This is a genomic window from Micromonospora sp. URMC 106 (assembly GCF_051386395.1).
In the GTDB taxonomy this organism is placed as follows: Bacteria; Actinomycetota; Actinomycetes; order Mycobacteriales; family Micromonosporaceae; genus Micromonospora.
Genome location: NZ_JBPQTP010000077.1, coordinates 1 through 23,531 on the forward strand (window position 1 = coordinate 1; position 23,531 = coordinate 23,531).

The 23,531-nt window shown below is 73.3% G+C and carries 23 protein-coding genes; 13 read left to right on the forward strand and 10 right to left on the reverse strand.

What is annotated here, in order from left to right:
* From ACSNOB_RS21945 to fabG, 3 genes are all read right to left on the reverse strand, one after another.
* Positions 1-828 (reverse strand): ferrochelatase (locus ACSNOB_RS21945; protein WP_436688334.1); only part of this gene is annotated, 828 nt, incomplete at its 3' end.
* A 110-nt stretch (positions 829-938) separates the two neighbouring features.
* On the reverse strand, positions 939-1,706 hold the full coding sequence (fabI, locus tag ACSNOB_RS21950) for an enoyl-ACP reductase FabI (protein ID WP_436688335.1): 768 nt from the start codon (positions 1,704-1,706) through the stop codon (positions 939-941).
* Positions 1,707-1,741: 35 nt separating this feature from the next.
* The gene (gene fabG, locus ACSNOB_RS21955) at positions 1,742-2,446 is read right to left on the reverse strand and encodes a 3-oxoacyl-ACP reductase FabG (protein WP_393103906.1); all 705 of its coding nucleotides are present in this window, start codon (positions 2,444-2,446) and stop codon (positions 1,742-1,744) included.
* A 434-nt stretch (positions 2,447-2,880) separates the two neighbouring features.
* Here fabG and ACSNOB_RS21960 point away from each other — a divergent pair, with 434 nt between their 5' ends.
* The gene (locus tag ACSNOB_RS21960; RefSeq protein WP_436688336.1) at positions 2,881-3,102 is read left to right on the forward strand and encodes a hypothetical protein; all 222 of its coding nucleotides are present in this window, start codon (positions 2,881-2,883) and stop codon (positions 3,100-3,102) included.
* 242 nt (positions 3,103-3,344) lie between these two features.
* Here the strand turns inward: ACSNOB_RS21960 and ACSNOB_RS21965 are convergent, their stop codons facing one another.
* Genes ACSNOB_RS21965 through ACSNOB_RS21975 form a run of 3 tightly spaced genes read right to left on the reverse strand, consistent with a single transcriptional unit; the run spans position 3,345 to position 6,384 of the window.
* Positions 3,345-4,295, reverse strand: coding sequence for a VWA domain-containing protein (locus ACSNOB_RS21965; RefSeq protein ID WP_436688337.1), 951 nt, complete (start codon positions 4,293-4,295; stop codon positions 3,345-3,347).
* Positions 4,292-5,299, reverse strand: coding sequence for a DUF58 domain-containing protein (locus tag ACSNOB_RS21970; protein ID WP_436688338.1), 1,008 nt, complete (start codon positions 5,297-5,299; stop codon positions 4,292-4,294). The genes ACSNOB_RS21965 and ACSNOB_RS21970 overlap by 4 nt, the downstream gene beginning before the upstream one ends.
* A complete protein-coding gene (locus ACSNOB_RS21975; RefSeq protein WP_436688339.1) occupies positions 5,278-6,384 on the reverse strand; it encodes an AAA family ATPase in 1,107 nt (368 codons plus the stop codon). Before ACSNOB_RS21975 ends, ACSNOB_RS21970 begins: the two co-directional genes overlap by 22 nt.
* A gap of 274 nt (positions 6,385-6,658) precedes the next feature.
* On the opposite strand from ACSNOB_RS21975, the gene ACSNOB_RS21980 reads away from it, so the two are divergent.
* The 3 genes from ACSNOB_RS21980 (at position 6,659) to ACSNOB_RS21990 (ending at position 9,061) form a co-directional block, all read left to right on the forward strand.
* Positions 6,659-6,889, forward strand: a complete 231-nt coding sequence (locus ACSNOB_RS21980; protein ID WP_393103896.1) for a hypothetical protein — start codon at positions 6,659-6,661, stop codon at positions 6,887-6,889.
* Positions 6,890-6,911: 22 nt separating this feature from the next.
* Positions 6,912-7,451 carry a PH domain-containing protein gene (locus ACSNOB_RS21985; RefSeq protein ID WP_436688340.1) on the forward strand — a complete coding sequence of 180 codons (540 nt, stop codon included), beginning with the start codon at positions 6,912-6,914 and terminating at the stop codon, positions 7,449-7,451.
* A 311-nt stretch (positions 7,452-7,762) separates the two neighbouring features.
* Positions 7,763-9,061 (forward strand): PH domain-containing protein, encoded by a 1,299-nt coding sequence (locus ACSNOB_RS21990; RefSeq protein WP_436688356.1) that lies wholly within the window; start codon positions 7,763-7,765, stop codon positions 9,059-9,061.
* A gap of 25 nt (positions 9,062-9,086) precedes the next feature.
* Here the strand turns inward: ACSNOB_RS21990 and ACSNOB_RS21995 are convergent, their stop codons facing one another.
* The gene (locus tag ACSNOB_RS21995) at positions 9,087-10,118 is read right to left on the reverse strand and encodes a phosphatase PAP2 family protein (protein ID WP_436688341.1); all 1,032 of its coding nucleotides are present in this window, start codon (positions 10,116-10,118) and stop codon (positions 9,087-9,089) included.
* 58 nt (positions 10,119-10,176) lie between these two features.
* Positions 10,177-10,776 (reverse strand): CGNR zinc finger domain-containing protein, encoded by a 600-nt coding sequence (locus tag ACSNOB_RS22000; protein ID WP_436688342.1) that lies wholly within the window; start codon positions 10,774-10,776, stop codon positions 10,177-10,179.
* Between the two features lie 84 nt (positions 10,777-10,860).
* On the opposite strand from ACSNOB_RS22000, the gene ACSNOB_RS22005 reads away from it, so the two are divergent.
* The 4 genes from ACSNOB_RS22005 to ACSNOB_RS22020 are packed head-to-tail and all read left to right on the forward strand — an operon-like array spanning position 10,861 to position 12,931.
* Positions 10,861-11,202 (forward strand): VOC family protein, encoded by a 342-nt coding sequence (locus tag ACSNOB_RS22005; protein WP_436688343.1) that lies wholly within the window; start codon positions 10,861-10,863, stop codon positions 11,200-11,202.
* A gap of 22 nt (positions 11,203-11,224) precedes the next feature.
* A complete protein-coding gene (locus tag ACSNOB_RS22010; protein ID WP_436688344.1) occupies positions 11,225-11,644 on the forward strand; it encodes an SRPBCC family protein in 420 nt (139 codons plus the stop codon).
* Between the two features lie 46 nt (positions 11,645-11,690).
* Entirely contained in the window at positions 11,691-12,101 is a 411-nt protein-coding gene (locus tag ACSNOB_RS22015; protein ID WP_436688357.1) for a thioesterase family protein, read from the forward strand.
* Complete coding sequence (locus ACSNOB_RS22020) at positions 12,098-12,931, forward strand: MBL fold metallo-hydrolase (protein ID WP_436688345.1); 834 nt, start codon at positions 12,098-12,100, stop codon at positions 12,929-12,931. The genes ACSNOB_RS22015 and ACSNOB_RS22020 overlap by 4 nt, the downstream gene beginning before the upstream one ends.
* A 116-nt stretch (positions 12,932-13,047) precedes the next feature.
* Here ACSNOB_RS22020 and ACSNOB_RS22025 read toward each other — a convergent pair whose 3' ends face one another.
* Complete coding sequence (locus ACSNOB_RS22025) at positions 13,048-13,983, reverse strand: PfkB family carbohydrate kinase (protein ID WP_436688346.1); 936 nt, start codon at positions 13,981-13,983, stop codon at positions 13,048-13,050.
* 69 nt (positions 13,984-14,052) lie between these two features.
* Between ACSNOB_RS22025 and ACSNOB_RS22030 the strand changes: the two genes are divergently transcribed.
* Both ACSNOB_RS22030 and ACSNOB_RS22035 read left to right on the forward strand, forming a co-directional pair.
* Complete coding sequence (locus tag ACSNOB_RS22030; RefSeq protein ID WP_436688358.1) at positions 14,053-14,424, forward strand: nuclear transport factor 2 family protein; 372 nt, start codon at positions 14,053-14,055, stop codon at positions 14,422-14,424.
* Positions 14,425-14,697: 273 nt separating this feature from the next.
* Positions 14,698-15,777 (forward strand): lytic polysaccharide monooxygenase auxiliary activity family 9 protein, encoded by a 1,080-nt coding sequence (locus ACSNOB_RS22035; protein WP_436688347.1) that lies wholly within the window; start codon positions 14,698-14,700, stop codon positions 15,775-15,777.
* A gap of 105 nt (positions 15,778-15,882) precedes the next feature.
* Here ACSNOB_RS22035 and asnB read toward each other — a convergent pair whose 3' ends face one another.
* Positions 15,883-17,844, reverse strand: a complete 1,962-nt coding sequence (asnB, locus tag ACSNOB_RS22040; protein WP_436688348.1) for an asparagine synthase (glutamine-hydrolyzing) — start codon at positions 17,842-17,844, stop codon at positions 15,883-15,885.
* A gap of 249 nt (positions 17,845-18,093) precedes the next feature.
* Between asnB and ACSNOB_RS22045 the strand changes: the two genes are divergently transcribed.
* From ACSNOB_RS22045 to ACSNOB_RS22055, 3 genes are all read left to right on the forward strand, one after another.
* A complete protein-coding gene (locus ACSNOB_RS22045; RefSeq protein WP_436688349.1) occupies positions 18,094-19,575 on the forward strand; it encodes an aminopeptidase P family protein in 1,482 nt (493 codons plus the stop codon).
* Positions 19,576-19,946: 371 nt separating this feature from the next.
* Positions 19,947-21,497 (forward strand): right-handed parallel beta-helix repeat-containing protein, encoded by a 1,551-nt coding sequence (locus ACSNOB_RS22050; protein ID WP_436688350.1) that lies wholly within the window; start codon positions 19,947-19,949, stop codon positions 21,495-21,497.
* A 368-nt stretch (positions 21,498-21,865) separates the two neighbouring features.
* Positions 21,866-23,443: a right-handed parallel beta-helix repeat-containing protein gene (locus ACSNOB_RS22055; RefSeq protein WP_436688351.1), complete on the forward strand. Its 1,578-nt coding sequence runs from the start codon at positions 21,866-21,868 to the stop codon at positions 23,441-23,443.
* The last annotated feature ends 88 nt before the right edge of the window (positions 23,444-23,531 follow it).

Below are 23,531 nucleotides of genomic sequence, written 5' to 3' on the forward strand. Positions count from 1 at the left end.
CGCCTCGGTGTCCAGGTCCCACACCACCTCCAGATGGTCGGAGACGAACCCGATCGGGCTGACCACCACGCTGGTGGTGCCGGCCTCGGCCAGCGCGGCCAGGTGGTCGTTGACGTCCGGCTCCAGCCACGGCACCTGCGGCGGGCCGGAGCGGCTCTGCCAGACCAGGTCCCAGGGCAGGTCGGGGGCGGCCGCCGCGTGGACCAGCCGGGCGACCTCGTGCAGCTGCGCCTCGTACCGGCCGCCGTGCGGGCCGGCGGTCGCGGCCATCGAGTTCGGGATCGAGTGGGCGGTGAACACCAGGCGGGTGCTGTCCCGCTTCGCCGGGTCGAGCCGGGCCAGCGCCGCCCGTACCGCGTCGACGTGGGGCTCGACGAAGCCGGGATGGTCCCAGAACTGGCGGATCTTGTCGATCAGCGGGGCGTCCGGGCCGACCGCCGCGCGCGCGGCCGCGATGTCCTCCTGGTACTGCCGGCAGGAGGAGTACCCGCCGAACGCGCTGGTCACGAACGCCAGCGCGTGCCGGACGCCGTCGTCGCGCATCTGCGCCACGGTGTCGGCGAGCATCGGGTTCCAGTTCCGGTTGCCCCAGTAGACGGGCAGGTCGACGCCGTTGGCGGCGAAGTCCTCCCGGATCGCCGCGAGCAGCTCCCGGCACTGCTGGTTGATCGGGGAGACGCCGCCGAAGTGCTGGTAGTGCTCGGCGACCTCCGCCAGCCGCTCGGGCGGCACGCCCCGTCCCCGGGTCACGTTCTGCAGGAACGGCATCACGTCCTCGGGCCGCTCCGGCCCGCCGAAGGACACCAGGACCACCGCGTCGTACGCCATGGGCCCATTCTTCCCGGTCGGCCGTCCCCGCCGGGCGAGGCCCCCTGGTCCAGGTGTCGGGAAGGGCCCCTGCCGCCCCGGCGAGGTCGGCAGGGGCCCTTCCCCGCGCGTCAGGCGCCGATGGCGTGGTAGCCGCCGTCGACGTGGACGATCTCGCCGGTGGTGGCCGGGAACCAGTCGGACAGCAGCGCCAGGCAGGCCCGGGCGGCGGGCTCCTGGTCGGTGAGGCTCCAGCCCAGCGGCGCGCGCTCGGTCCAGGCGTCCTCGAACTGGTCGAAACCGGGGATCGACTTGGCGGCGATGGTGCGCAGCGGCCCGGCGGCGACCAGGTTGCTGCGGATGCCCTGCTTGCCCAGGTGCAGCGCCAGGTAGCGCGAGGCGGACTCCAGCCCGGCCTTGGCCACGCCCATCCAGTCGTAGACGGGCCACGCCTTGGTGGCGTCGAAGGTCAGGCCGACCACCGCGCCGCCGGCGGACATCAGCGGCAGCGCCGCCATCGCCAGGGACTTGTAGGAGTACGTCGAGACCTGCAGCGCCGTCGCCACGTCCTCCCACGGCGCGTCGAGGAAGCCGCCGCCGAGGCAGCTCTGCGGGGCGAAGCCGATCGAGTGCACCACCCCGTCCAGGCCGTCGACGTGCTCGCGCACCCGGTCGGCGAGCCCGGCGAGGTGCTCGGCGTCGGTCACGTCCAGCTCGATCACCGGGGCCGGCTCGGGCAGCCGCTTGGCGATCCGCTCGACCAGGGACAGCCGGCCGTAGCCGGTGAGCACGACCTGCGCGCCGTTCTCCTGGGCGAGCTTCGCCACCGAGAAGGCGATCGAGGCGTCGGTGATGACGCCGGTGACCAGCAGCCGCTTACCGGCGAGCAGTCCGGACATACAGGAATTCCTCCGTAGTTTCTCAGTGACCGCTGTCAGTGACCCATGCCGAGGCCGCCGTCGACGGGGATGACGGCGCCGGAGATGTAGCCCGCGCCGTCCCCGGCCAGCCAGGTGACGGCGCCCGCGATCTCCTCCGGCTGCGCGAAGCGTCCGGCGGGGATGACCTTGCGGTACTCGGTCTTGCGGTCCTCGGGCAGCGCGGCGGTCATGTCGGTCTCGACGTAGCCGGGCGCGACGACGTTCGCGGTGATGTTGCGGCTGCCCAGCTCGCGGGTGATCGAGCGGGCCACGCCCACCAGGCCGGCCTTGCTCGCCGCGTAGTTGACCTGGCCGGGGCCGCCGTAGAGGCCCACCACCGAGGAGATGAAGATCATCCGGCCCCACTTCGCGCGGAGCATCTTCGTCGAGGCGCGCTTGGCGCACCGGAACGCGCCGGTCAGGTTGGTGTCCAGCACGCGGGTGAACTGCTCCTCCGACATCCGCATCAGCAGCGTGTCGTCGGTGATGCCGGCGTTGGCGACCAGGACCTCGACCGGCCCCAGCTCCGCCTCGATGGTGGTGAAGGCCGCGTCGACCGAGTCGGAGTCGGTGACGTCGCAGCGGACCCCGAACAGCCCCTCGGGGGCCTCGCCGCTGCGGTGGGTCACCGCCACCCGGTCGCCCTGCTTGGCGAATGCCTGCGCGATCGCCAGGCCGATCCCCCGGTTGCCGCCGGTCACCAGGACGGTACGGGCCACGGGTCCCCCTCTGCTCAGTGATCTCCCGGTCGGTCGGAGCCTAGGCGTTACCGGCAGGTAAGCGCTAACGCTGCGCACGTCGCGCCGGTCCCGCCCGCACCGCCGCGAGCGCGGTCCGCCGCCGCCCGGCCCGGCCGCGCCGCCCGCGTACGACGGACGACCGACGTCGTGCGTCGGCGGCCCGAGCCGGACCGGCCGGGGCCGATCGGCCGAGTGCGGGAGCGAGGATCGGCGGGTGTACGATGATCCGCGTTTGCGGGCCGGTCGCGGCCCGCGTTCCGGGCCCCGCCGACCGCAGGAGGTGATCGCTGTGCGAGATAGCGATCCTCCCAGTCGTGGCCGGGCCCTCCGTCAGCCCCGCTGAGCCACGACTCAGCAGGTGAGCTGACCCAGCTTCGCTCCCCGCACCCGCCCGGTCCCCGGCCCCTCGCCGGGTGACCGCGCCGCCCGCCCGCCGACCGGGCGGCCCGCCGGGAGCCGCCCCCGGTCACGACTTCGCGTGCGCGTCCTGTTCCACCCCTGCGGTCCGCCCCGCCCGCGGACCGTCCAGCCGCCACCCGGAGCCGTCCATGAGCCGCTACGTCGCCCCGCTGGGTTTCACCCTCGCCGCCGTCTGGGTGGCCGTCGTCTTCGTCCTCGCCGGCGGCGGTCACTGACCTCCCGCCGCCGGCCGTGGTCGTCCGCCCCATCGGCCGTGGTCGTCCGCGCCACCGGGCGTGGTCGTCCGCGCCACCGGGCGTGGTCGTCCGCGCCACCGGGCGTCGTCGTCCGGGCCGGCGGCGGGGCAGCGACCTCTCGCCGCCGGCCGTCTTCGGCACGGCGGCCGGCGGGCGCCGGTGTCGTGGTCGTGCCGCGCCGGCGGCGGGCACCGAACCTCCCCGCCGCCGGCCGGCCCGCGTCAGAGCATGCGGGAGGACCACAGCAGGCTGAGCGCGCCGGCGCACAACGCGAGCAGCAGGGCCACGCCCGCATACCACTGGGTGACCTCGCGGGGCTCCGTCCGGAACCCGATCGAGCTGCCCATGTCCTGGTAGACCTGTTTGAGCTCGGTCACCGAGGCCGCCTCGTAGAAGTAGCCCTCCGTGGCCTCGGCCAGATCGGCCAGGGCCAGCCGGTCCACCGGCACCCGCTGCAACTGGCCGCCGATGTCCACCTGCCCGGAGTCGGTGCCGAAGGCGATGGTGGAGACCGGCACGTTGGCCGCCTGCGCGGCCGAGGCCGCCTCCTCCACCGACCGCCCCGAGGTGCGGTAGCCGTCGGAGAGCAGCACGATGCGGGCCGGCGGGACCCCCGCCGCGCCGTCGGCCGGCACCGAGCGGATCGCCTCCAGGCAGGTGAAGACGGCCTCCCCGGTCGCCGTCGCCTCGGCCAGCACCAGCCCGTCGATCGCGCTGGTCACGGCCTCCCGGTCCTTGGTCGGCGGCACCAGCACGTTCGCCGCCTTGGCGAACGAGACCAACCCCAGGTTGTAGCTCTCCGGCAGCTCGCCGACGAACTGCTTCGCCGCCTCCTGGGCGGCCTCCAGCCGGTTCGGCGCCACGTCGTCGGCCTGCATGGAGAGCGACACGTCGATGGCGAGCATGACGGTGGCGCGCTCCAGCGGCTCCCGGGTGTCGACCGCCGGCCGGGCCAGCGCGGTGGCCAGCACCAGCAGGCAGAGCAGGAACGCGGTCGCCGGCACGTGCCGACGCCAGCCCAGCCCCTTCGGCGCCAGGGTGCGCAGCAGGTCCACGTTGGTGAAGCGCATCGCGTACGCCCGGCGGTTGCGCTGCCGCCAGACGTAGAGCGCGGCGAGGGCGAGCACCGGCAGCACGGCCAGCAGCCACCACGGTTGCAGAAAACGGATCATCGTGTCGTCCCCCTGGTGCGGGCGTGCCGCTGCGCGGCCACGAAGCGCACCATGTCCAGCAGCCAGTCTCGGTCCGTACGCAGTCGCAGGTGGGCCGCGCCCGCGCCGCGCAGCGCGGCGGAGATCTCCGCCCGCTGGGCGGCCGCCGCCTCGGCGTAGCGCTGCCGCAGCCGCGGGTCGGCGGTCTGCACCTCGTGCAGACCGCCGGTCTCCGGGTCCACCACCGGCAGCACCCCGACGTCGGGCAACTCCAGCTCCCGGGGGTCGACCACCTCGATCGCCAGCACGTCGTGCCGGACCCGCAGCTTGCGCAGCGGCCGGGCCCAGCGGTCGGTCGGGGCGAGGAAGTCGGAGATGACCACCGCCACCCCGCGCCGCCGGGGCGGCCGGTTGAGCATGTCGACCAGGGTGCCCAGGTCGCTGCGCCCCGGGCGGATCTCGGTGCCGGCGATCGCGCGCAGCAGCCCCTGTGCCTCCTTGCGGCCGGAACGGGCGGGCACCCGGGTGAACACGTCCGGACCGGGGACCGGCGGCGCGCCGCGCCACCGGCGCGGCGGGGCGCTGGCGCCGCCGCCGCTGCCGATCACCGCGCCGATCCGGTTGCCGCCGCGGACGGTCAGGTGGGTCAGCGCCGCCGCGGCCGCCACCACGACGTCCCGCTTGAGCCACCGGCCGGTGCCGAAGTCCAGGCTGGCCGAGAGGTCCACCGCCAACCAGGTCTCCAGCTCACGGTCGGCCACCGTACGCCGGACGTGCGGCGTCGTGGTGCGGGCGGTGACCGGCCAGTCCATCCGGCGCACGTCGTCGCCGGGGCGGTACTCCCGGGACTCCCCCGCCTCGCTGCCCGGTCCGGGCAGCAGGCCGGCGTAGTCGCCCTGGAGCAGGCCGTCGAGTTTGCGGGTGACCAGCAGTTGCAGCCGAGACAGGACGGCTTCCGTGCGGTCCGGGGGGGCGGCGTCGGCGGGCCGACGGAGGGGTGAGGTCACGGCCGCTGCCCGGGCCAACCGGCGCCGGGCGGCGCGGCGGTCGGCGTCGGTGTGGCCTGCTGGCGGGGCGCGACCGACGGCAGCGGGATGGTGGACATCACCCGGTGCACGACGTGGTCGGCGGGCACGTCGTCGGCGAGCGCGTCGTAGCTGAGCACCAGCCGGTGGCGCAGGATGTCCGGCGCGATGTCCTGCACGTCCTGCGGCAGGGCGTAGTCCCGACCCCGCAGCAACGCCAGCGCGCGGGTGGCCCGGACCAGGCCGAGCGAGGCGCGCGGGCTGGCGCCGTACTGGATGAGCTGGGCGACGTCCGGCATGCCGTGCTCCGCCGGGGTGCGCGTGGCCAGCACCAGCCGGACCGCGTAGTCGACCAGGGCGTTGTGCACGAAGACCTGGTCCGCCTTCTGCTGGAGGGCGACCAGGTCGGCGGTGGTGAACACCGGCGCCGGCTCGGGCGGGGCGACCCCCATCCGGTAGACGATCTCCCGCTCCTCGGCGTCGGTCGGGTAGCCGACGACGATCTTCATGAGGAAGCGGTCCCGCTGCGCCTCGGGCAGCGGATAGACCCCCTCCTGCTCGATCGGGTTCTGCGTGGCCATCACCAGGAACGGGTTGGGCACCCGGTGCGTCTCGCCGCCGATGGAGACCTGCCGCTCGCTCATCACCTCGAGCAGCGCCGACTGCACCTTGGCCGGCGCCCGGTTGATCTCGTCGGCGAGCAGGAAGTTGACGAAGACGGGACCCAGCTCGACGTCGAACTTCTCGCTCGACTGCCGGTAGATGCGGGTGCCCATGATGTCGGCCGGCACCAGGTCGGGGGTGAACTGCACCCGGGCGAAGGAGCCGCCGACGACCTTGGCGAGGGTCTCGACCGCGAGCGTCTTGGCCACCCCTGGTACGCCCTCCAGGAGGCAGTGGCCCCGGGCGAGCAGCGCGACGAACATCCGCTCCACCATCCGGTCCTGCCCGACGATCACCCGCTTGATCTCGAACAGCGCCCGCTCCAGCAGGGTCGCGTCCTCGGCCGGCGTGGTCACCGGCGCGGGTGTCTCCGGGCCCGTCCCGTTGGGCGTCTGGGCGTCGGGCGTGGTCGGCTGGGCCACCGGTCCTCCACAGCATGATCGGTTGTCGCGCGGCGTGGTGCGTATCAAGACTCGCATGCCCGGCTGAGTGCCGAGGTGGGGAGAACCCGATTTTGGCCGTGCCGTCCCGGCTCGCCGGATCGCCGACGCGCCACGCCGTCGCGGGGCGGCGAAATCGCCGCTCACGGGTGGACACGGACGGGTCTGGCGCGTGTACGATTCACCCCGTCGCCGGGCGGCTCCCCCCGTGGCCGCCCGGCGCTCACTCTCCCGCCCCGCCCCTAGACTGGGCCGGATGAGCGACCCCCTTCCCGCCGACGAGCCGCTGATCTGCTCGTCCCGCGGTTGCCGTGCCCCCGCCCGGTGGGCGCTGCGGTGGAACAATCCCCGGCTGCACGACGCCGACCGGCGCAAGACCTGGCTCGCCTGCGCCGACCACCGTTCCTCCCTCGGCGACTTTCTCGACGCCCGGGGCTTCCTTCGGGAGGTCGCACCGGTGGTCGGATCGCCTACGCTCGAAGGGTGAGCGCGCACAACGGATCTCCCCGGTGAGCGGTGACGGGGTCGCCGGCCCGCCACCGGCACCGTCCCGCCCTCCGGCGGGCCCACTGGAGCCGTGGCCGGACACCGTCCGCTGGCAGCCGATCTCGTCCGACCTGATCTGGGTGGAGCTGCTCCGGCTGGCGATGCTGCTGGTCGTCGTCCTGGTCGGGCTGGGCGTCGGCTGGGCGCTCAGCGGGGCCTGGCCGGTCGGCGTGGCGGTCGGTGTGGTGCTGCTGCTGGGCGTCCTGCGGGTCGTGACGATCGTCCGGGCCGTGCGGGCCTGGGGGTACGCCGAGCGGGAGGACGACCTGCTGGTCCGGCACGGTCTGCTGGTCCGGCGGCTCTCCATCGTGCCGTACTCGCGGATGCAGTTCGTGGACGTCAGCGCCGGGCCGCTGGAGCGGGCGTTCAACCTGGCCACCGTCCAGTTGCACACGGCCGCGGCGGCGAGCGACGCCCGGGTGCCGGGGCTGCGACCGGCGGAGGCGTCGCGGCTGCGCGACCGCCTCACCGCGCTCGGCGAGGACCGGGCGGAGGGCCTGTGAGCGACCCGGCCGGCCGGGCGGCGGACCGGGCCGAGCCGCCCCGGGCGGAGCCCGGACTCCGGCCGGCGACGGCGCCGCCCTTCACGGCGGGCCGTCCCGCGACACCCGCCCCGGCACCGGACGGCGCGCAGCCGCCGGGCCCGGCACCGGACGGCCCGCACGAACCCGGGGGTCCGCCCGACGGGCCGGGCCGCCGCCCCGCCTCCGCGTCGCACGGGCCGCCGCCACCGGCCGGTCCGACGGGGCCTCCCGCGGTCGTCGGGCCGGCGGTCGAGGGCGCGACGGCGGAGCACGACGAGCCCCGGCAGCGGCTGCACCCGCTCAGCCCCGCGCTGCACGGGGCCAAGTCGCTGGTCGTGGTGATCGCCGGCCTGTCCTGGTCGACCCTGTCCCGGGTCGGCTTCGGCTGGTTCGCCCTGATGGCGGTCGTGCTGGCCCTGGGCGCCACCGTGCTGGCGGTGGTGAGCTGGTACTACACCGGCTACCACGTGGTCGGCCGCGAGCTGCGGGTGCACGAGGGGCTCATCTGGCGGCGCACCCGGGCGATCCCGCTGGAGCGGCTCCAGGCCGTCGAGGTGGTCCGCCCGCTGCTCGCCCAGCTCACCGGCCTGGCCGAGCTGCGGCTGGAGGTGGTGGGCGGGGGCAAGACGGAGGCGCCGCTGGCGTACCTGAGCGTCGCCGACGCGACCGCGCTGCGCGGGCGGCTGCTCGCCCTCGCCGGACGGACGGCGGCCGGCGGCACCGCGCCGGCCCCGGCCGGGGCGGCGGCGCCGACCCCGGCGGACGCGTCCGCGCCGCCCGGCCGGCCGCTGCACACCGTCCGCAACAACGACCTGCTGGTCAGCCAGCTGTTGACGCCGCAGGCGTTCATGATCCCGTTCGGCGTGGCATTCGTGCTGGCGCAGTTCCTCTCCGAGGACTCGTGGTCGTTCATCGCGGTGGCGAGCACCCTCACCGCCATGGCGGGCGTGCTGCTGCAACCGGTGCGTCGGGTGCTCGACGACTGGAACTTCCGGCTCGCCCGGGACGAGGGCACGCTGCGGATCCGCAACGGGCTGCTGGAGACCCGCGCCCAGACCGTGCCGCTGGACCGGGTGCAGGCCGTCGGGGTGACCTGGCCACTGCTGTGGCGGGTCAAGGGCTGGCTACGGCTGCGCCTGGAGGTGGCCGGCTACTCGGCCGGCGAGGCCGACGAGCGCAACCGGCCGGACCGCCTGCTCCCCGTGGGGGACCTGCCGACCGGCGAGGCGATCGTGACCGAGGTGCTGCCGGGGGTGCGCCTGGCCACGCTGCCGCTGACCCCGCCACCGGCGCGGGCCCGCTGGCTCAACCCGCTGAGCCGGGGCGTGCTCGGCGCGGGCCTCGACGCCCGGGTCTTCGCGGTCCGGTCCGGACTGCTCACCCGGCAGGTGGCGCTCGTACCGTACGCCCGGATCCAGAGCGTGCGGGTGGTGCAGGGGCCGGCGCAGCGGCGGCTGGGGCTGGCGACGGTGCACGCCGACACCGCCGGCGGGGCCGGCGCGGCGGCCCGGGACCGGGACCTGGCCGAGGCGTGGGCCCTGGCGGCGGAGCTGACGGACCGGGCGCGCGCCGCCCGGCGGGCGGACTGACCGCCTTCCCGGCCCGGCGAGACGGTCAGCGCGCGGCCGGCACCGCCGGCGGCTCGGCGGAGGTCGGCGGGTCGGTCGGCTCGGGGCCGCGCTCCGCCGCGGCCCGGCGCGCCCGGCGGGCGGCCCACCAGCGCTCCGCCAGGCCGACCGCCAGGAAGGTCATCCCGACGTACGCCCAGCCGACCAGCACGTCGATGACGTAGTGCTCGCCGCTGTAGACCAGCGTGAACGTCATCGCCAGCGGGTACGCCAGCAGCAGCGGCCACCAGCGGCGGCGGGTCTGCCGGAGGAAGAACAGCACCACGAACAGGGCGAACGCGGTGTGCAGCGACGGCATGGCGGCCACCGGGTTGGAGGCGATCTGCCCGGCGTTGAGCAGGTTGCCGGCGCCGTGCATGCCGAACGCCTTCCAGCCCCGGGTGGAGATCCGGGCGACCTCCTCCAGCAGCCCGTTCTGCGCCGCCCACCAGGGCGGGGCGGCCGGGTAGAGGAAGTAGGTGACCAGCCCGGTGGCGCAGAGGAAGCCCCAGCGGCGCATGAACGCCGCCCAGCGCCCCCGGTCGCGCAGCCAGAGCACCGCCGCGGCGGCCAGCGCCACCACGAAGTGGGAGAAGTAGACCCAGCTCACCAGGACGTCCCACCAGTGCACCTCGGGCCGGTAGAGGTGCTGCTGGAGCCAGACCGTCGGCACCTCGCCGCCGGTCGCCCAGCCGAACATGACCCGGTCGGCGACGATCAGCTCGTACGCGTGCGGGGTCGCGCCGTTGTCGGCGAAGCCCCGGGAGAGGTTGTAGACCGCGAGCAGCAGCACCACCGGCACCCAGTCCCGGGCGAAGCGCAGGTGGCTGCGCCAGGGGCGGCTGCTGTTCCAGGCGATCGTCGCCGCCCAGATCCACAGGAACGCGTACGCCGGGTCGGTCGGCAGGCCGATGCCGAGCCAGCCGGCGACGAAGGCGACCCCCCAGAACGTCATCGCGACCACGCGGCGACGCCCGCCGTCGGGCGAGGCGGGCGGGCCGGTCCGGGCGGGGGGCTGGGGGTCGGTCGCGACAGACATCGCGGTCAAGGTTAACGGCGCGGGCGGCATCCACCGACGCCGACCACCCGCCGCGTCGTCAGGGGCGCGGCGCCGTCCGGCGGTGGTGGGCGGCGCGGGCCTTCGCCCGGTTTCCGCAGAGCTCCATGGAGCACCAGGTCCGACGGCGGTTGCGCGAGTGGTCGTAGTACGCCCATCGGCAGCTCGGCTCCCGGCACGCCTTGAGCCTGGTCCAGGTGCCCGCGGCCACCGCCTCGACGACCACGCCCAGCAGCGCGGCCAGGGCGGCGTCGAGGGGCGCCTCCGTGGCGGGCACGAGCCGCGGTGGCGTGCGGGTCACGTCCAGTTTCAGGGGCAGGTCGTGGGCCAGCCCGGCGAGGCCGGCGCGGGCGTCGGGGTCGAGGCCGTCCGGTCGCGGACTGGCGACGGGTTCGACGTTGTTCTCCGCGATCAGCGCCCGTAGGCCCTCGCGTACCGCCCGGGCCCGCTCCGCCTGGGCGTCGCTGACCGCCGTGCCGGGCGCCAACAGGGCACGCGACCCGAACCATTCCGCCACCTGTCGCGGGGCGCCGAGGTCGTCGTGGTCGCTGTGGCGGGTGTTGACGAAGTCCTCGATCAGGTCGAGCGGCGGGGGCGCGGCGTCGGCCGCCGTGTCCCCGGGGCCGGTCTCGGCTGGCATGGCGCCCATCATAACCGGCTATTGACCTACGCCGGGTATCTAACTATCGTTCGGCCTACGCTAGTTAGACGAAGGGACTCGACCGTGGCCATCAGCATCGGCAACGTCTGCATCGACACGAACGACCTGGCGGGAGGCACCGCGTTCTGGCAGGCCGTGACGGGTTACCGGGTCGCCTCCAGCGACGACGGCGCCACCTACCTGGAGGACCCGGACAAGACCGGGGTCGGCCTGTCGCTGCAGGCGGTGCCCGAACCGCCGGCCGGCAAGAACCGCCTCCACCTGGACCTCGTCACCGACGACCTGGCCGGGGAGGTCGCCCGGATCCGCGCGCTCGGCGCCACCGAGGTCCAGCGATTCGACGACGGCGGCTGGGTCGTGCTCGCCGACCGCGACGGCAACCAGTTCTGCGTCGTCGCGGCGTAGCCGCGGAACGAGGGAGACCGCGATGGCGTCCGTGACGAAAGAGATCATCATCGAGGCCGAGCCCGCCGCCGTCTGGGCGGCGATCGGCGACTTCATCGAGGGCCCGGTCCGGATGGCGCCGGGCTTCGTGACCGGCAGCCGCCCGGACGGACCCGACACCCGGGTGGTCACGTTCGCCGACGGCAGCGTGTTGCGGGAGTGCCTGGTCGCCGTCGACGACGACGCGCTCCGGCTCGCGTACGCCGTCGTCGGCGGCTCCCTGCGGCCCGAGCACGACAACGCGTCGATGCAGGTCTTCCCGCACGGCGACGGCGGGAGCCGGTTCGTCTGGATCCACGACGTGCTGCCGGACGCGCTCGCGCCTGGCATCGGCGCGGCCATGGACCACGGGCTGGCCGTCTTCGCCGGGACCTTCGGCGGGCACCCCGCGCGCGAGCGGTGAGCCGGCGAACGGACGCCCGCCGGCCCCGGCCCGCCTCGTCTAGGCTCTGACCATGCAGGAGCAGCCGGAGCCCGCCCTCACGCCGGGCCTGACCGCCCGGGTGGAGCTGACCGTCACCGACACCGACACCGCCCAGGCGGTGGGCTCCGGGGACGTGCCGGTGCTGGGCACGCCCCGGGTGCTCGCCCTCGCCGAGGCGGCCACCGTGGCGGCCACCGCCCCCCGGATGCCCAGCGGGTCGACGACGGTCGGCACCCGCGTCGAGCTCGACCACCGCGCGGCCACCCCGGTGGGGCGGACGGTGGTGGCGCAGGCCCGGCTGGCCGCGGTCGAGGGGCGGCGGCTGCACTTCGAGGTGAGCGTCAGCGACGGCGACGAGACGGTCGCCGAGGGCCGGGTGGAGCGGGTGCTGGTCGACCGGCAGCGCTTCGTGGAACGCGCCGCGCGGTCGTCATGACCGCCCGCTTCACGCAGGTCGCCGACGGGGTGCACGTGCTGCGCGAGCCGCTGCTGCACGTCAACGTCACGCTGGTCGTCGGCGACGGGGCGGCGCTGCTGGTCGACACGCTCTCCACCGCCGGGCAGGCCGCCGAGCTGGCCGCCGCCGCCCGGGCGGTCACGACCCACCCGTGGACGGTGGTGAACACCCACCACCACTTCGACCACTGCTTCGGCAACGCGACCCTCGCCGCCGACCCGCCCCGCCCGGTCTACGCCCACGAGGTGGCCGCCGCGGCGATGCGCGAGGAGGCGGACCGGCTGCGCCGGGAGGCGTACGAGGAGATGCGCGGCGAGCACCCCGCGCTGGCCGACGAGCTGGCCGGCGCCACGCTGCTCGCGCCCACGCACACCGTGCACGGCGAGACCGTGCTCGACGTGGGCGGCCGGCGGGTGGTGCTGCGCCACCCCGGTCGCGGGCACACCGCGGGTGACCTCGTGGTGCACGTGCAGGACGCCGACGTGCTGGTCGCCGGCGACCTGGTCGAGCAGAGCGGCCCGCCCGCCTTCGAGGAGTCCTACCCCTTGCAGTGGCCGGACGCCGTGGCCGAGCTGCTCCGGATGACCACCCCGGCGACCGTCGTCGTGCCGGGGCACGGCGAGCCGGTGGACGCCGATTTCGTCCGCGCGCAGCACACCCAGCTCGTCGAGCTGGCCTGGCTCATCCGGGCCGGGCACACCGGCGGCGCCCCGCCCGAGCGCGTCGCCGCCGAGGCGCCCTTCGGCGCGCGCCCCGCCCTGCACGCCGCGCGCCGCGGCTACGCCGAACTCGACGGCACCGCCGCCTGAGGGCGACGGCAGGCGCGTCCCCACCCGCTGGCGCTCTCCCGCGACCGCACCGTGGTGTCCCTCACCCGGGCGAGCCGACGACCGGGACGGAGCCGGCCCGCCCCCGTCGGGCCGGGTCAGCGGGCGAAGCGGGCGAGGACCTCGGCGCGGGTGGGCATGGCGGTCGCGCCGCCGGGCAACTCGCAGACCAGGGCGGCCACCCGCAGCGCGAAGGCCACCCGCTCGTGCCAGCCGGCCGGCGCGGCAGGTTCGCCGTCGGTCAGCAGGTCGGCGACGAGCGCCCCCATCACCGAGTCGCCGGCGCCGGTCGCGTCCACCGCGTCCACCTTCGGGGCGGGCACGCGTACCGGATCGGCGCCGGCGGCGGCGACCACCGCGCCGGCGGCACCGAGGGTGACCACGACGGTCCCCGCGCCGAGTTCCCGCAGGTACGCCGCCACCCCCTCCTCCGGCTCACCGGGGTAGAGCAGCCTGGCGTCGGCGGCGCTCAGCTTGACCAGGTGGGCGCCGGCGGCGAACTCGGCCACGACCTCGCGCAGCCCGGCCAGCGCGGCCGGCCCGTCGAGCAGCCGGGGCCGCACGTTGGGGTCGAAGACCCGCAGGCCGCCGGCCAGCGCCCAGGCCCGGCGGGCGGCGGCCAGCACCGGCGGCTGGAGCAGCACGATCGACCCGCAGTACAGGACGTCGGCGCCCGCGACCAGGTCGGCGTCGAGGTCGTCGGGGCCGAGCAGGCCGTAGGAGGGCGGCTCGCCGTAGAACCGGAAGTCGGGCTCGGGACCGGCGAAGGTGGCCACCGCCAGCGCGGTCGGGGCGGCGACGGTGACCGCCCCGGCCAGGCCCACGCCGGCCCCGGCCAGGAAGTCGCGGATCCGCCCGGCCAGGGCGTCGTCGCCGAGCGACCCGACGAACTGCACCGCGCCGCCGAGCCGGGCGACGCAGACCGCCACGTTCAGCGGCCCGCCGCCGACGGCCTGCCGGTAGACCGGCTCCCCGTCGCACTCGGTGTCGAGCAGGTCGACCAGCGCCTCCCCGAGCACCACCGCGTATCCCATCTGCGCCCCCTCGTCCGCACCGCGCGCCGACCGAACGTGTCGCACCAGGCTGGCACAGTACGCGCCGTGATGAGCACCGAAGCCACCGTGTTGGCCTACTGGACGGCGTTGGAGGCGAGGGACTGGGACACCCTCGCCGGCCTGCTCGCCGACGACGTGGTCTACCACATGCCGCAGACCCGCGAACGGATCGTCGGCCGGGAGTCGTTCCTGCGCTTCAACCAGGAATACCCCGGCGACTGGCATCTCGCGGTGACCCGCGCGGTCGCCTCCGGCCGGCACGCCGCCACCTGGATCACCTGCGCCTACCAGGGCGAGCAGCTTCCCGCCACGAGCTTCTTCGACCTCGACGACGCCGGTCTGGTCCGCGAGGTCACCGAGTTCTGGCCGGCGGCCTACGAGCCGCCGCCCGGCCGCGAGCACCTCGCCGAGCGCTACTGACACATCGAGAAAGGGCTATTGCGCGCCATCCCACCCGCGTGGTGGGATGGCGCATGCCGGGCGGTGCGGGGGCTGCCGTGCCACCGGCGCCGGGTTCACATCCACGCGAGGGCACCGGTCCGCGAGGCGGGCCACCGACGGCGCACGTCCGCCGGCCATCCGCGCCGGGGCACGTCCGCCGCGACCGTCGTATCCGCTCGTGCAGCGGGGCGGCCGGCGCTGCCACCCCGCGTCACCCGCGGGACGCCCGCGTCCCGCGAGTCAGGAGAACCCGTGTCCCACCGATCGCGTACGGCCGCGTTGCTCACCGCGGCCGCCACTCTCCTCGCGGGCGCCGTCGCCCTGACGGCGGGGCCCGACCCCGCCGCCGCGCACGGTGCCGCGATGACCCCCGGCAGCCGGACGTTCCTGTGCTGGAAGGACGGCCTCACCGCCACCGGCGAGATCAGGCCGAACAACCCCGCCTGCTCGGCCGCCGTGGCACAGAGCGGCGCCAACTCGCTCTACAACTGGTTCAGCGTGCTGCGTTCCGACGCCGGCGGCCGGACCGTCGGCTTCATCCCGGACGGCAAGCTGTGCAGCGGCGGCAACACCGGCTTCGCCGGCTACGACCTGGCCCGCACCGACTGGCCACTGACCCACCTGACGGCCGGCGCGCGGATGGAGTTCCGCTACAGCAACTGGGCCCACCACCCCGGCACCTTCTACTTCTACGTGACGAAGGACAGCTGGAGCCCCACCCGCCCGCTGGCCTGGAGCGACCTGGAGGAACAGCCGTTCCTGACGGTGACCAACCCGCCCCAGCGGGGCGCGGTCGGCACCAACGACGGGCACTACTACTTCAGCGGCAACCTGCCGACCAACAAGAGCGGCCGGCACATCATCTACTCGCGGTGGGTCCGCTCGGACAGCCAGGAGAACTTCTTCGGCTGCTCGGACGTCACCTTCGACGGCGGCAACGGCGAGGTGACGGGGGTCGGCCCGGGCGGCACGCCGCCGCCGAACCCGACCACCCCGCCGCCGAACCCGACCACGCCCCCGCCGCACGGCGGCGACTGCATGGCGGTCTACAAGGTGGTCGGCTCCTGGAACGGCGGCTTCCAGGGCGAGGTCACGATCATGAACCACACCGCCTCGACGTGGTCCGGATGGACGGCGAACTGGACGTGGCCCAGCGGGCAGACCATCAACAGCCTGTGGAGCGGCACGCTGGGCGGATCCGGTTCCGCGGTCACCGTGACCAACGCGGCCTGGAACGGCACGATCGCCCCGGAGGGCACCGCGACCTTCGGCTTCGTCGCCACCACCAACGGCGCCAACACCCTGCCCACGGTCACCTGCTCCGGCCGCTGACCCGCGCACCGGCCCGTTCGCAACGATCAGGAGGTCTGCGTCCCCGGGAATGGGGCGGCAGACCTCCTGATCGGCGAAGTGGGTGCCGGGGTGGCCCAGGGTGGGTCAGCGGACCATCGAGCCGACCACCGGCTTGGTGAGCAGGGCGGACTGGTTGCGCTGGATGCCCGGGTCGAGGGTCTTCGCCACGAAGATGGCGTGCCAGATGCAGAAGATCAGCACGGTCCACACCTTGCGGGAGTGGTCGGCCTCCTCCCGCTTGTGCTCCTCCAGCAGCCGCATCGCGTACGACAGGTCGAGCAGGTCACCCGCGCCGGAGGTGGCCAGCACGTGCCGGGCCCACTCGTACATCTCGCCGCGCAGCCAGACGCGGGTGGGGGTCGGGAAGCCGAGCTTCTTGCGGTTGACGATGGCCGGCGGCACCACACCCTGCAGCGCCTGGCGCATCGCGTACTTGGTGGCGTCGGAGCGCGGCGGGAGCTTGAGGTCCACCGGGATCCGCGACGCCACGTCGAAGACCTCCCGGTCCAGGAAGGGCACCCGCACCTCCAGCGAGTGGGCCATCGAGATCCGGTCGGCCTTGACCAGGATGTCGCCGCGCAGCCAGGTGTAGAGGTCGACGTACTGCATCTTGGTCACGTCGTCGAGCTCGGTGCACTCCGCGTAGATCGGCGCGGTGACGTCGGTGTAGCGCACCGAGGGGTCGTAGCGGCGCAGCAGGTGCTGCTTCTCCTCCTCGGTGAACATCCGGGCGTTGCCGTAGTAGCGCTGCTCGATCGGGGTGGTGCCGCGCTCCAGGAAGCTCTTGCCCTTGACGCCCTGCGGGATCGCCTTGGAGACCGCCCGCAGCCCCTTCTGCACGCCGCCCGGCAGGCCGTTGACGCCGCTCAGCGACAGCGGCTCGCGGTAGATCGTGTAGCCGCCGAAGAACTCGTCGGCGCCCTCGCCGGAGAGGACCACCGTGACGTGCTCGGCGGCCTTCTTGGCCACGAAGTAGAGGGGCACCAGCGCCGGGTCGGCCACCGGGTCGTCCAGGTGCCAGACGATCTTCGGCAGCGCCTCGATCATGTCGTACGGCCCGATCTTCGTCGGGATGGTCGTCACGTCGAGGTGTCGGGCCGAGTCCTGCGCGACGTCGATCTCGGAGTAGCCCGGGACGTCGTAGCCGACGGTGAAGGTGAGAATGTTCGGGTTGAACTCGCGGGCCAGGGCGACCACGGCGGTCGAGTCGATGCCGCTGGAGAGGAACGAGCCGACCGGCACGTCGGAGCGCATGTGCATCCGGACGCTCTCCCGCAGCGTCTCCCGGATCTCGTGGTAGAGCCGCTGCTCGTCGGAGACCGGGGTGGGCCGGAACACCGGCCGGTACCACCGCCGCACGTCGATCCGCCCGCCCGGCGTCCAGGTGAGGTACTCCCCCGAGCCGATCCGGTTGATCCCCTTGTGCAGGGTGCCGGGCTCCGGCACGTACTGCAGGGTCAGGTAGTGGCTGAGGTTGGCCGTGTCGATGCCGGCGTCGCCCTGGTAGTTGGAGTGCGCGAAGGGCAGCAGCGCCTTCTTCTCCGAGGCGAGGTAGAGGCCGTCGGCGGTCTCCAGGTAGTGCAGCGGCTTGATGCCGAAGTAGTCCCGGCCGCCGAAGGCGCGGCGCTCCTGCCGGTCCCAGATGACGAAGGCGAACATGCCGCGCAGCCGGGTGAGCACCTGCTCGCCCCAGTAGTGGTAGCCGGCGACGATCACCTCACCGTCACCGGCGGTGGCGAACTGCGCGCCGAAGTTCCGGATCAGCTCCTCGCGCAGCTCGATGTAGTTGTAGATCTCGCCGTTGAAGGTGAGCAGGTAGCGCCCGTTCGCGTAGGACAGGGGCTCTTGGCTGGAGGCCACGTCGATGATCGCCAGCCGCTTGTGCGCGAACACCCCGTCCGCGTACCGGCCGGAGGCGTCGCCGACCACCTCGACACCGGTCTCGTCCGGTCCGCGGTGGTGCAGGCATTCCAACGCCCCGGCGATGTTGTCGCGGTGGGCGGCGGCGTCGCCGCGCGCGCTGAAGAAGGCCAGGAGTCCGCACATGGTCGTCATCTTTCCACGCGGCCGCAGCGGGCGTCGCGGCACCGCAGGCTCTCCCGCGCGGCGGGAACGGGGTACGCGGGAGCGCCGCCCCTCCGGGCGTCGCGCCCGCCGGCGGCCGCGGGCATCGTGACGGCCGGCGGACGGCGGGGCGGCCCGCAGCCCCGCCCGCGCGGGGGGCCTACCGGGCCAGCCGACCCGACACGGCGCGGGGTACCGTCAGGACCAGCAACGACGCGGAGGGAGCGGAGCATGGCCGAGGAACGCACCGACAACAAGCCGGCGGACGGCGCCGAGTCGCACGACCCGGCATTCCCGGAGGCGTTCCTGACGTTCATGCGGCAGGGCTGGCGGGACACCGCGCTGCCGGTCGGCCCGCGACCGGAGGTGCCGAACTACGCCAAGCGCCGCGCCGCGCTCTCCGCGGCCTTCCCGGGCGAGACCCTGGTGATCCCGACCGGCGGCGAGAAGGTGCGCGCCAACGACACCGCATACCCGTTCCGGCCGGGCAGCGACTTCGTCTACCTGACCGGCGACCACGAGCCGGACAGCGTCCTCGTGCTGCGGCCGAACGGGTCCGGCCACGACGCCACGCTGTACATGCGCCCCCGGTCGTCGCGGCAGAACGACGAGTTCTTCCGCAGCCGGCACGGCGAGCTGTGGCTCGGCCGTCGGCACACCCTGACGGAGAAGTCGACCGAGCTGGGCCTGCCGACCGCCGACCTGACCGAGTTGGAGGCGGCGCTGGCCGACCTGGCGCCGGGGCGCACCCGGGTGCTGCGGGGCTTCGACGCGCGGGTGGACGCGGCCGTGCGCCCGTACGACGGCCCCCGCGCCCAGGGCCAGCCGGCCCGCGACTGGGAGCTCGCGGTCACCATCGCGGAGCAGAAGCTGGTCAAGGACGAGTGGGAGATCTCGCAGCTCCAGGACGCGATCGACGCGACCGTGCGGGGCTTCGAGGACGTGGCCCGGGTGCTGCCGGCGGACCGGGGCGTCTCGGAGCGTCTGCTGGAGGGCGTCTTCGCGCTGCGCGCCCGGCACGACGGCAACGACGTCGGCTACGGCTCGATCGTCGGCGCCGGCGAGCACGCGACGATCCTGCACTGGGTGCACAACAACGGATCGACCCGCCCGGGCGAGCTGCTGCTGATGGACATGGGCGTGGAGAACCGCAACCTCTACACGGCCGACGTGACCCGGGTGCTACCGGTCAACGGCCGGTTCACCCCGCTCCAGCGCCAGGTCTACGACGTCGTGCACCGCGCGCAGCAGGCCGGCATCGACGTCATCCGGCCGGGGGTGAAGTTCCACGACGTCCACCTGACGTGCATGCGGGCGCTCACCGAGGGCCTGGCCGACCTGGGCCTGCTGCCGGTGGGCGTGGACGAGGCGATGGACGAGAAGTCCACGATCTACCGGCGCTGGACGCTGCACGGTTTCGGCCACATGCTCGGCATCGACGTGCATGACTGCTCCGACGCCCGCAAGGAGAAGTACCGGGACGGCGTCCTGGGCGAGGGCTACGTGCTCACCGTCGAGCCGGGGCTCTACTTCCAGCCGGAGGACGAGCTGGTTCCCGAGGAGCTGCGCGGCATCGGCGTCCGGATCGAGGACGACATCCTGGTCACCGCCACCGGCGCGGTGAACCTCTCCGCCGGACTGCCGCGCGGGGCCGACGAGGTGGAGACCTGGCTGGCCGAGCAGCGTGAGGCCGGTCCGCGCCTGCCGGGCTGATCCCGCGGGCACGACCACACGACGGGCCTCGCCGCCGGTCGCGACGTTTTCGACGTCGACGCACCGGCGGGGGGGCCCGTCGGCGTTCGCGCTGCTCACCCACTTCCTGCCCGGAGCCGCCGCGTCGGCACGTCGCGCCCGGAGTGAGGGGAATGCGGGGTTTTCTCGGATTCACGCCTCTCGCGAGGATCCTTCTCATACGGTGACTATCAGAGGCTACAAACCCATTTGTAGCTGGTCGCACCGCTTCGAGTAGTGCGACCCCGTCTGGCAGCAGGAAAGGGCGGAAGGCTCTGATGTCCAATGACGTAACGACTCCCGACGGTGGCGCCCCCACGGGCGCACCGACCCGAGGGCGGCGCAAACTCTGGGTGGCTGCGGGCGTTGCCGGACTGACCGGCGTGGTCGGCCTGGCGGCACTGGGCGGCGTGGCCGCCCGCGACGACAAGGCCGGCGGCGCGGACCGGCTGTCGGACGCGCAGGCGTCGACCCCGAAGCAGAACGTCAGCGACGCCGGCACGGCCGACCCGGGCTCCGGCGAGAAAGACGACAAGAAGGACGGCCAGGATTCCCGCGGTGGCCAGGACGACTGGCAGGGCAAGGACTGGCAGGGCAAGGACTGGCAGGGCAAGGACTGGCAGGGCAAGGACGGCAAGGACTGGCAGGGCAAGGACGGCCGCGACGGCCGCGACGGCAAGGACAAGGACGGCAAGGACAAGGACAAGGACGGCAAGGACGCCAAGGAACTGCCGTGTGACACCGACGTCCTGGTCGAGGCGGTGAACAGGGCCAACGAGGACACCGGCGGGGTGTTCAAGCTGGCCCGCGACTGCACCTACAGGTTCACCGAGCAGACCGACAACAACGCCTTCCCCGTCATCGACGAGCGGATCACGATCCTGGGCAACAACTCCACGTTCTTCCACGACGGCACCGAGTTGTTCCGGTTCTTCGAGGTCGCCTCCGGCGGCCAGCTGACCCTGAAGGACCTCACCCTCAAGGGCGGCCAGGTCACCGCGCCCCCGCAACTGCCCACCCGCGCCAACGGCGGCGCCCTGCTGGTGCAGGAGGGCGGCGAGGCCACCCTCAAGCACACCAAGCTGGTCGACAACCGGGCCACCGGCACCGGCAACGGCGGCAACGGCGGCGCCATCTACAACCTCGGCGAGGTCGAGATCCACGACAGCACCCTCGCCGACAACCACGCCCGCGGCAACGGCGAGAACGGCGGCAACGGCGGCGCCATCTACAACGAAGGCGAACTGACCGTCCACGACTCGCACATCGACAACAACACCGCCACCGGCACCGGCAACAGCGGCGGCGACGGCGGCGGCATCGCCAACCGCGACAACGGCACCGCCACCATCGCCTACAGCCAGATCACCAACAACAAGGCCAGCAACGACGGCGGCGGCATCCACAGCGACGACGACGCCCGCCTCACCGTCACCCGCACCAAGATCGCCCACAACACCGCCTGCGACAGCGGCGGCGGCATCCACAACGTCGGCGACTCCACCATGCTGCTGGAGTACGTCATCATCGCCGGAAACAAGGCCACCGACGACGGCGGCGGCGTCTTCCACGACAGCGACAGCATCGCCACCATCAAGCACACCGTCTTCGCCGACAACACCGCCGGCGACAACGGCGGCGGCCTGTTCAACGGCGAAACCCTGAACCTCTACGACAGCGAGTTCAAGGGCAACCACGCCGAACAGGGCGGCGCCATCTACAACGACACCACCGCCGTCCTCACCATCCGCAACAGCAAGATCGTCGGCAACTTCGCCGCCGAAACCGCCGGCGCGGGCGGCATCTTCAACGCCAACAACGCCACCGTCAACCTCGACAACAAGACCATCATCAAGAAGAACGAACCCCGCAACTGCACCAACGTCCCCGGCTGCGCCAACTGAACCACCACATAACGAAGGGATCCCTTCCCCCGTCCGGGGGAAGGGATCCCTTCCGTGCGGGCGCCGGCCCGGGGACGATCCCGCCCCGGGCCGGCAACGTGCCAACCCGTGGTGGGGTTCGGCGCCGGTTGGGGCGAGACGTGGCGCAACCCGCCGGTTCGGCACGACTACGCGGCCTCACTCCCCGCCGTCCGGACCGTCCCACCCTGATCCGTGTTACCCCTAACGTGGGTTCCTTTCGGATATGGCCGTGAAGAGAAAAAGATTCTCATACGGTGGGCCTCAGTAGCTACAACCGATTTGTAGCCAGGGCAGCCCGCGGTGGCGGAGCGGCCCTGTCTGGTACGAGGAGAGAGCAGAGAGCTCCGATGTCCAACTACCTTCGCAAGAACGCCGAGAACACCGCGCCGAAGAGCCGGCGCAAGCTGTGGCTCGCCACCGGCGTCGCCGGACTGACCGGCGTGGTCAGCCTCGCCGGCGTCGCCGCCGCGAGCAGCGCGGGCGCCGTCGGGGTCGACCGTCTCGCCGACCTGAAGTGGTCCACGGCCGAGCAGGTCGCCAAGGACGACGCCGGTCGCGGCGACCGCGCGGGCGAGACCGGCAAGGGCCGGGAGGGGCAGGATTCCCGCGGTGGCCAGGACGACTGGCAGGGCAAGGACTGGCAGGGCAAGGACGGCAAGGACTGGCAGGGCAAGGACGGCCGCGACGGCCGCGACGGCAAGGACAAGGACGGCAAGGACAAGGACAAGGACGGCAAGGACGCCAAGGAACTGCCGTGTGACACCGACGTCCTGGTCGAGGCGGTGAACAGGGCCAACGAGGACACCGGCGGGGTGTTCAAGCTGGCCCGCGACTGCACCTACAGGTTCACCGAGCAGACCGACAACAACGCCTTCCCCGTCATCGACGAGCGGATCACGATCCTGGGCAACAACTCCACGTTCTTCCACGACGGCACCGAGTTGTTCCGGTTCTTCGAGGTCGCCTCCGGCGGCCAGCTGACCCTGAAGGACCTCACCCTCAAGGGCGGCCAGGTCACCGCGCCCCCGCAACTGCCCACCCGCGCCAACGGCGGCGCCCTGCTGGTGCAGGAGGGCGGCGAGGCCACCCTCAAGCACACCAAGCTGGTCGACAACCGGGCCACCGGCACCGGCAACGGCGGCAACGGCGGCGCCATCTACAACCTCGGCGAGGTCGAGATCCACGACAGCACCCTCGCCGACAACCACGCCCGCGGCAACGGCGAGAACGGCGGCAACGGCGGCGCCATCTACAACGAAGGCGAACTGACCGTCCACGACTCGCACATCGACAACAACACCGCCACCGGCACCGGCAACAGCGGCGGCGACGGCGGCGGCATCGCCAACCGCGACAACGGCACCGCCACCATCGCCTACAGCCAGATCACCAACAACAAGGCCAGCAACGACGGCGGCGGCATCCACAGCGACGACGACGCCCGCCTCACCGTCACCCGCACCAAGATCGCCCACAACACCGCCTGCGACAGCGGCGGCGGCATCCACAACGTCGGCGACTCCACCATGCTGCTGGAGTACGTCATCATCGCCGGAAACAAGGCCACCGACGACGGCGGCGGCGTCTTCCACGACAGCGACAGCATCGCCACCATCAAGCACACCGTCTTCGCCGACAACACCGCCGGCGACAACGGCGGCGGCCTGTTCAACGGCGAAACCCTGAACCTCTACGACAGCGAGTTCAAGGGCAACCACGCCGAACAGGGCGGCGCCATCTACAACGACACCACCGCCGTCCTCACCATCCGCAACAGCAAGATCGTCGGCAACTTCGCCGCCGAAACCGCCGGCGCGGGCGGCATCTTCAACGCCAACAACGCCACCGTCAACCTCGACAACAAGACCATCATCAAGAAGAACGAACCCCGCAACTGCACCAACGTCCCCGGCTGCGCCAACTGAGCACAGCCACCGGGGTCAGCCGGCACGGCATCGGCTGACGCAGAGGACGGTCCGGCCCCCTTCCGCTCGGCGGAAGGGGGCCGGACAC

Bases quoted from the DNA above. Each gene is read 5' to 3' on its own strand.
- fabI (WP_436688335.1), bottom strand. From the start codon at position 1,706: ATGTCCGGACTGCTCGCCGGTAAGCGGCTGCTGGTCACCGGCGTCATC.
- ACSNOB_RS21965 (WP_436688337.1), bottom strand. From the start codon at position 4,295: ATGATCCGTTTTCTGCAACCGTGGTGGCTGCTGGCCGTGCTGCCGGTG.
- ACSNOB_RS21980 (WP_393103896.1), top strand. From the start codon at position 6,659: ATGAGCGACCCCCTTCCCGCCGACGAGCCGCTGATCTGCTCGTCCCGC.
- ACSNOB_RS21995 (WP_436688341.1), bottom strand. From the start codon at position 10,118: ATGTCTGTCGCGACCGACCCCCAGCCCCCCGCCCGGACCGGCCCGCCC.
- ACSNOB_RS22000 (WP_436688342.1), bottom strand. From the start codon at position 10,776: ATGCCAGCCGAGACCGGCCCCGGGGACACGGCGGCCGACGCCGCGCCC.
- ACSNOB_RS22010 (WP_436688344.1), top strand. From the start codon at position 11,225: ATGGCGTCCGTGACGAAAGAGATCATCATCGAGGCCGAGCCCGCCGCC.
- ACSNOB_RS22020 (WP_436688345.1), top strand. From the start codon at position 12,098: ATGACCGCCCGCTTCACGCAGGTCGCCGACGGGGTGCACGTGCTGCGC.
- ACSNOB_RS22025 (WP_436688346.1), bottom strand. From the start codon at position 13,983: ATGGGATACGCGGTGGTGCTCGGGGAGGCGCTGGTCGACCTGCTCGAC.
- ACSNOB_RS22030 (WP_436688358.1), top strand. From the start codon at position 14,053: ATGAGCACCGAAGCCACCGTGTTGGCCTACTGGACGGCGTTGGAGGCG.
- asnB (WP_436688348.1), bottom strand. From the start codon at position 17,844: ATGTGCGGACTCCTGGCCTTCTTCAGCGCGCGCGGCGACGCCGCCGCC.
- ACSNOB_RS22045 (WP_436688349.1), top strand. From the start codon at position 18,094: ATGGCCGAGGAACGCACCGACAACAAGCCGGCGGACGGCGCCGAGTCG.
- ACSNOB_RS22055 (WP_436688351.1), top strand. From the start codon at position 21,866: ATGTCCAACTACCTTCGCAAGAACGCCGAGAACACCGCGCCGAAGAGC.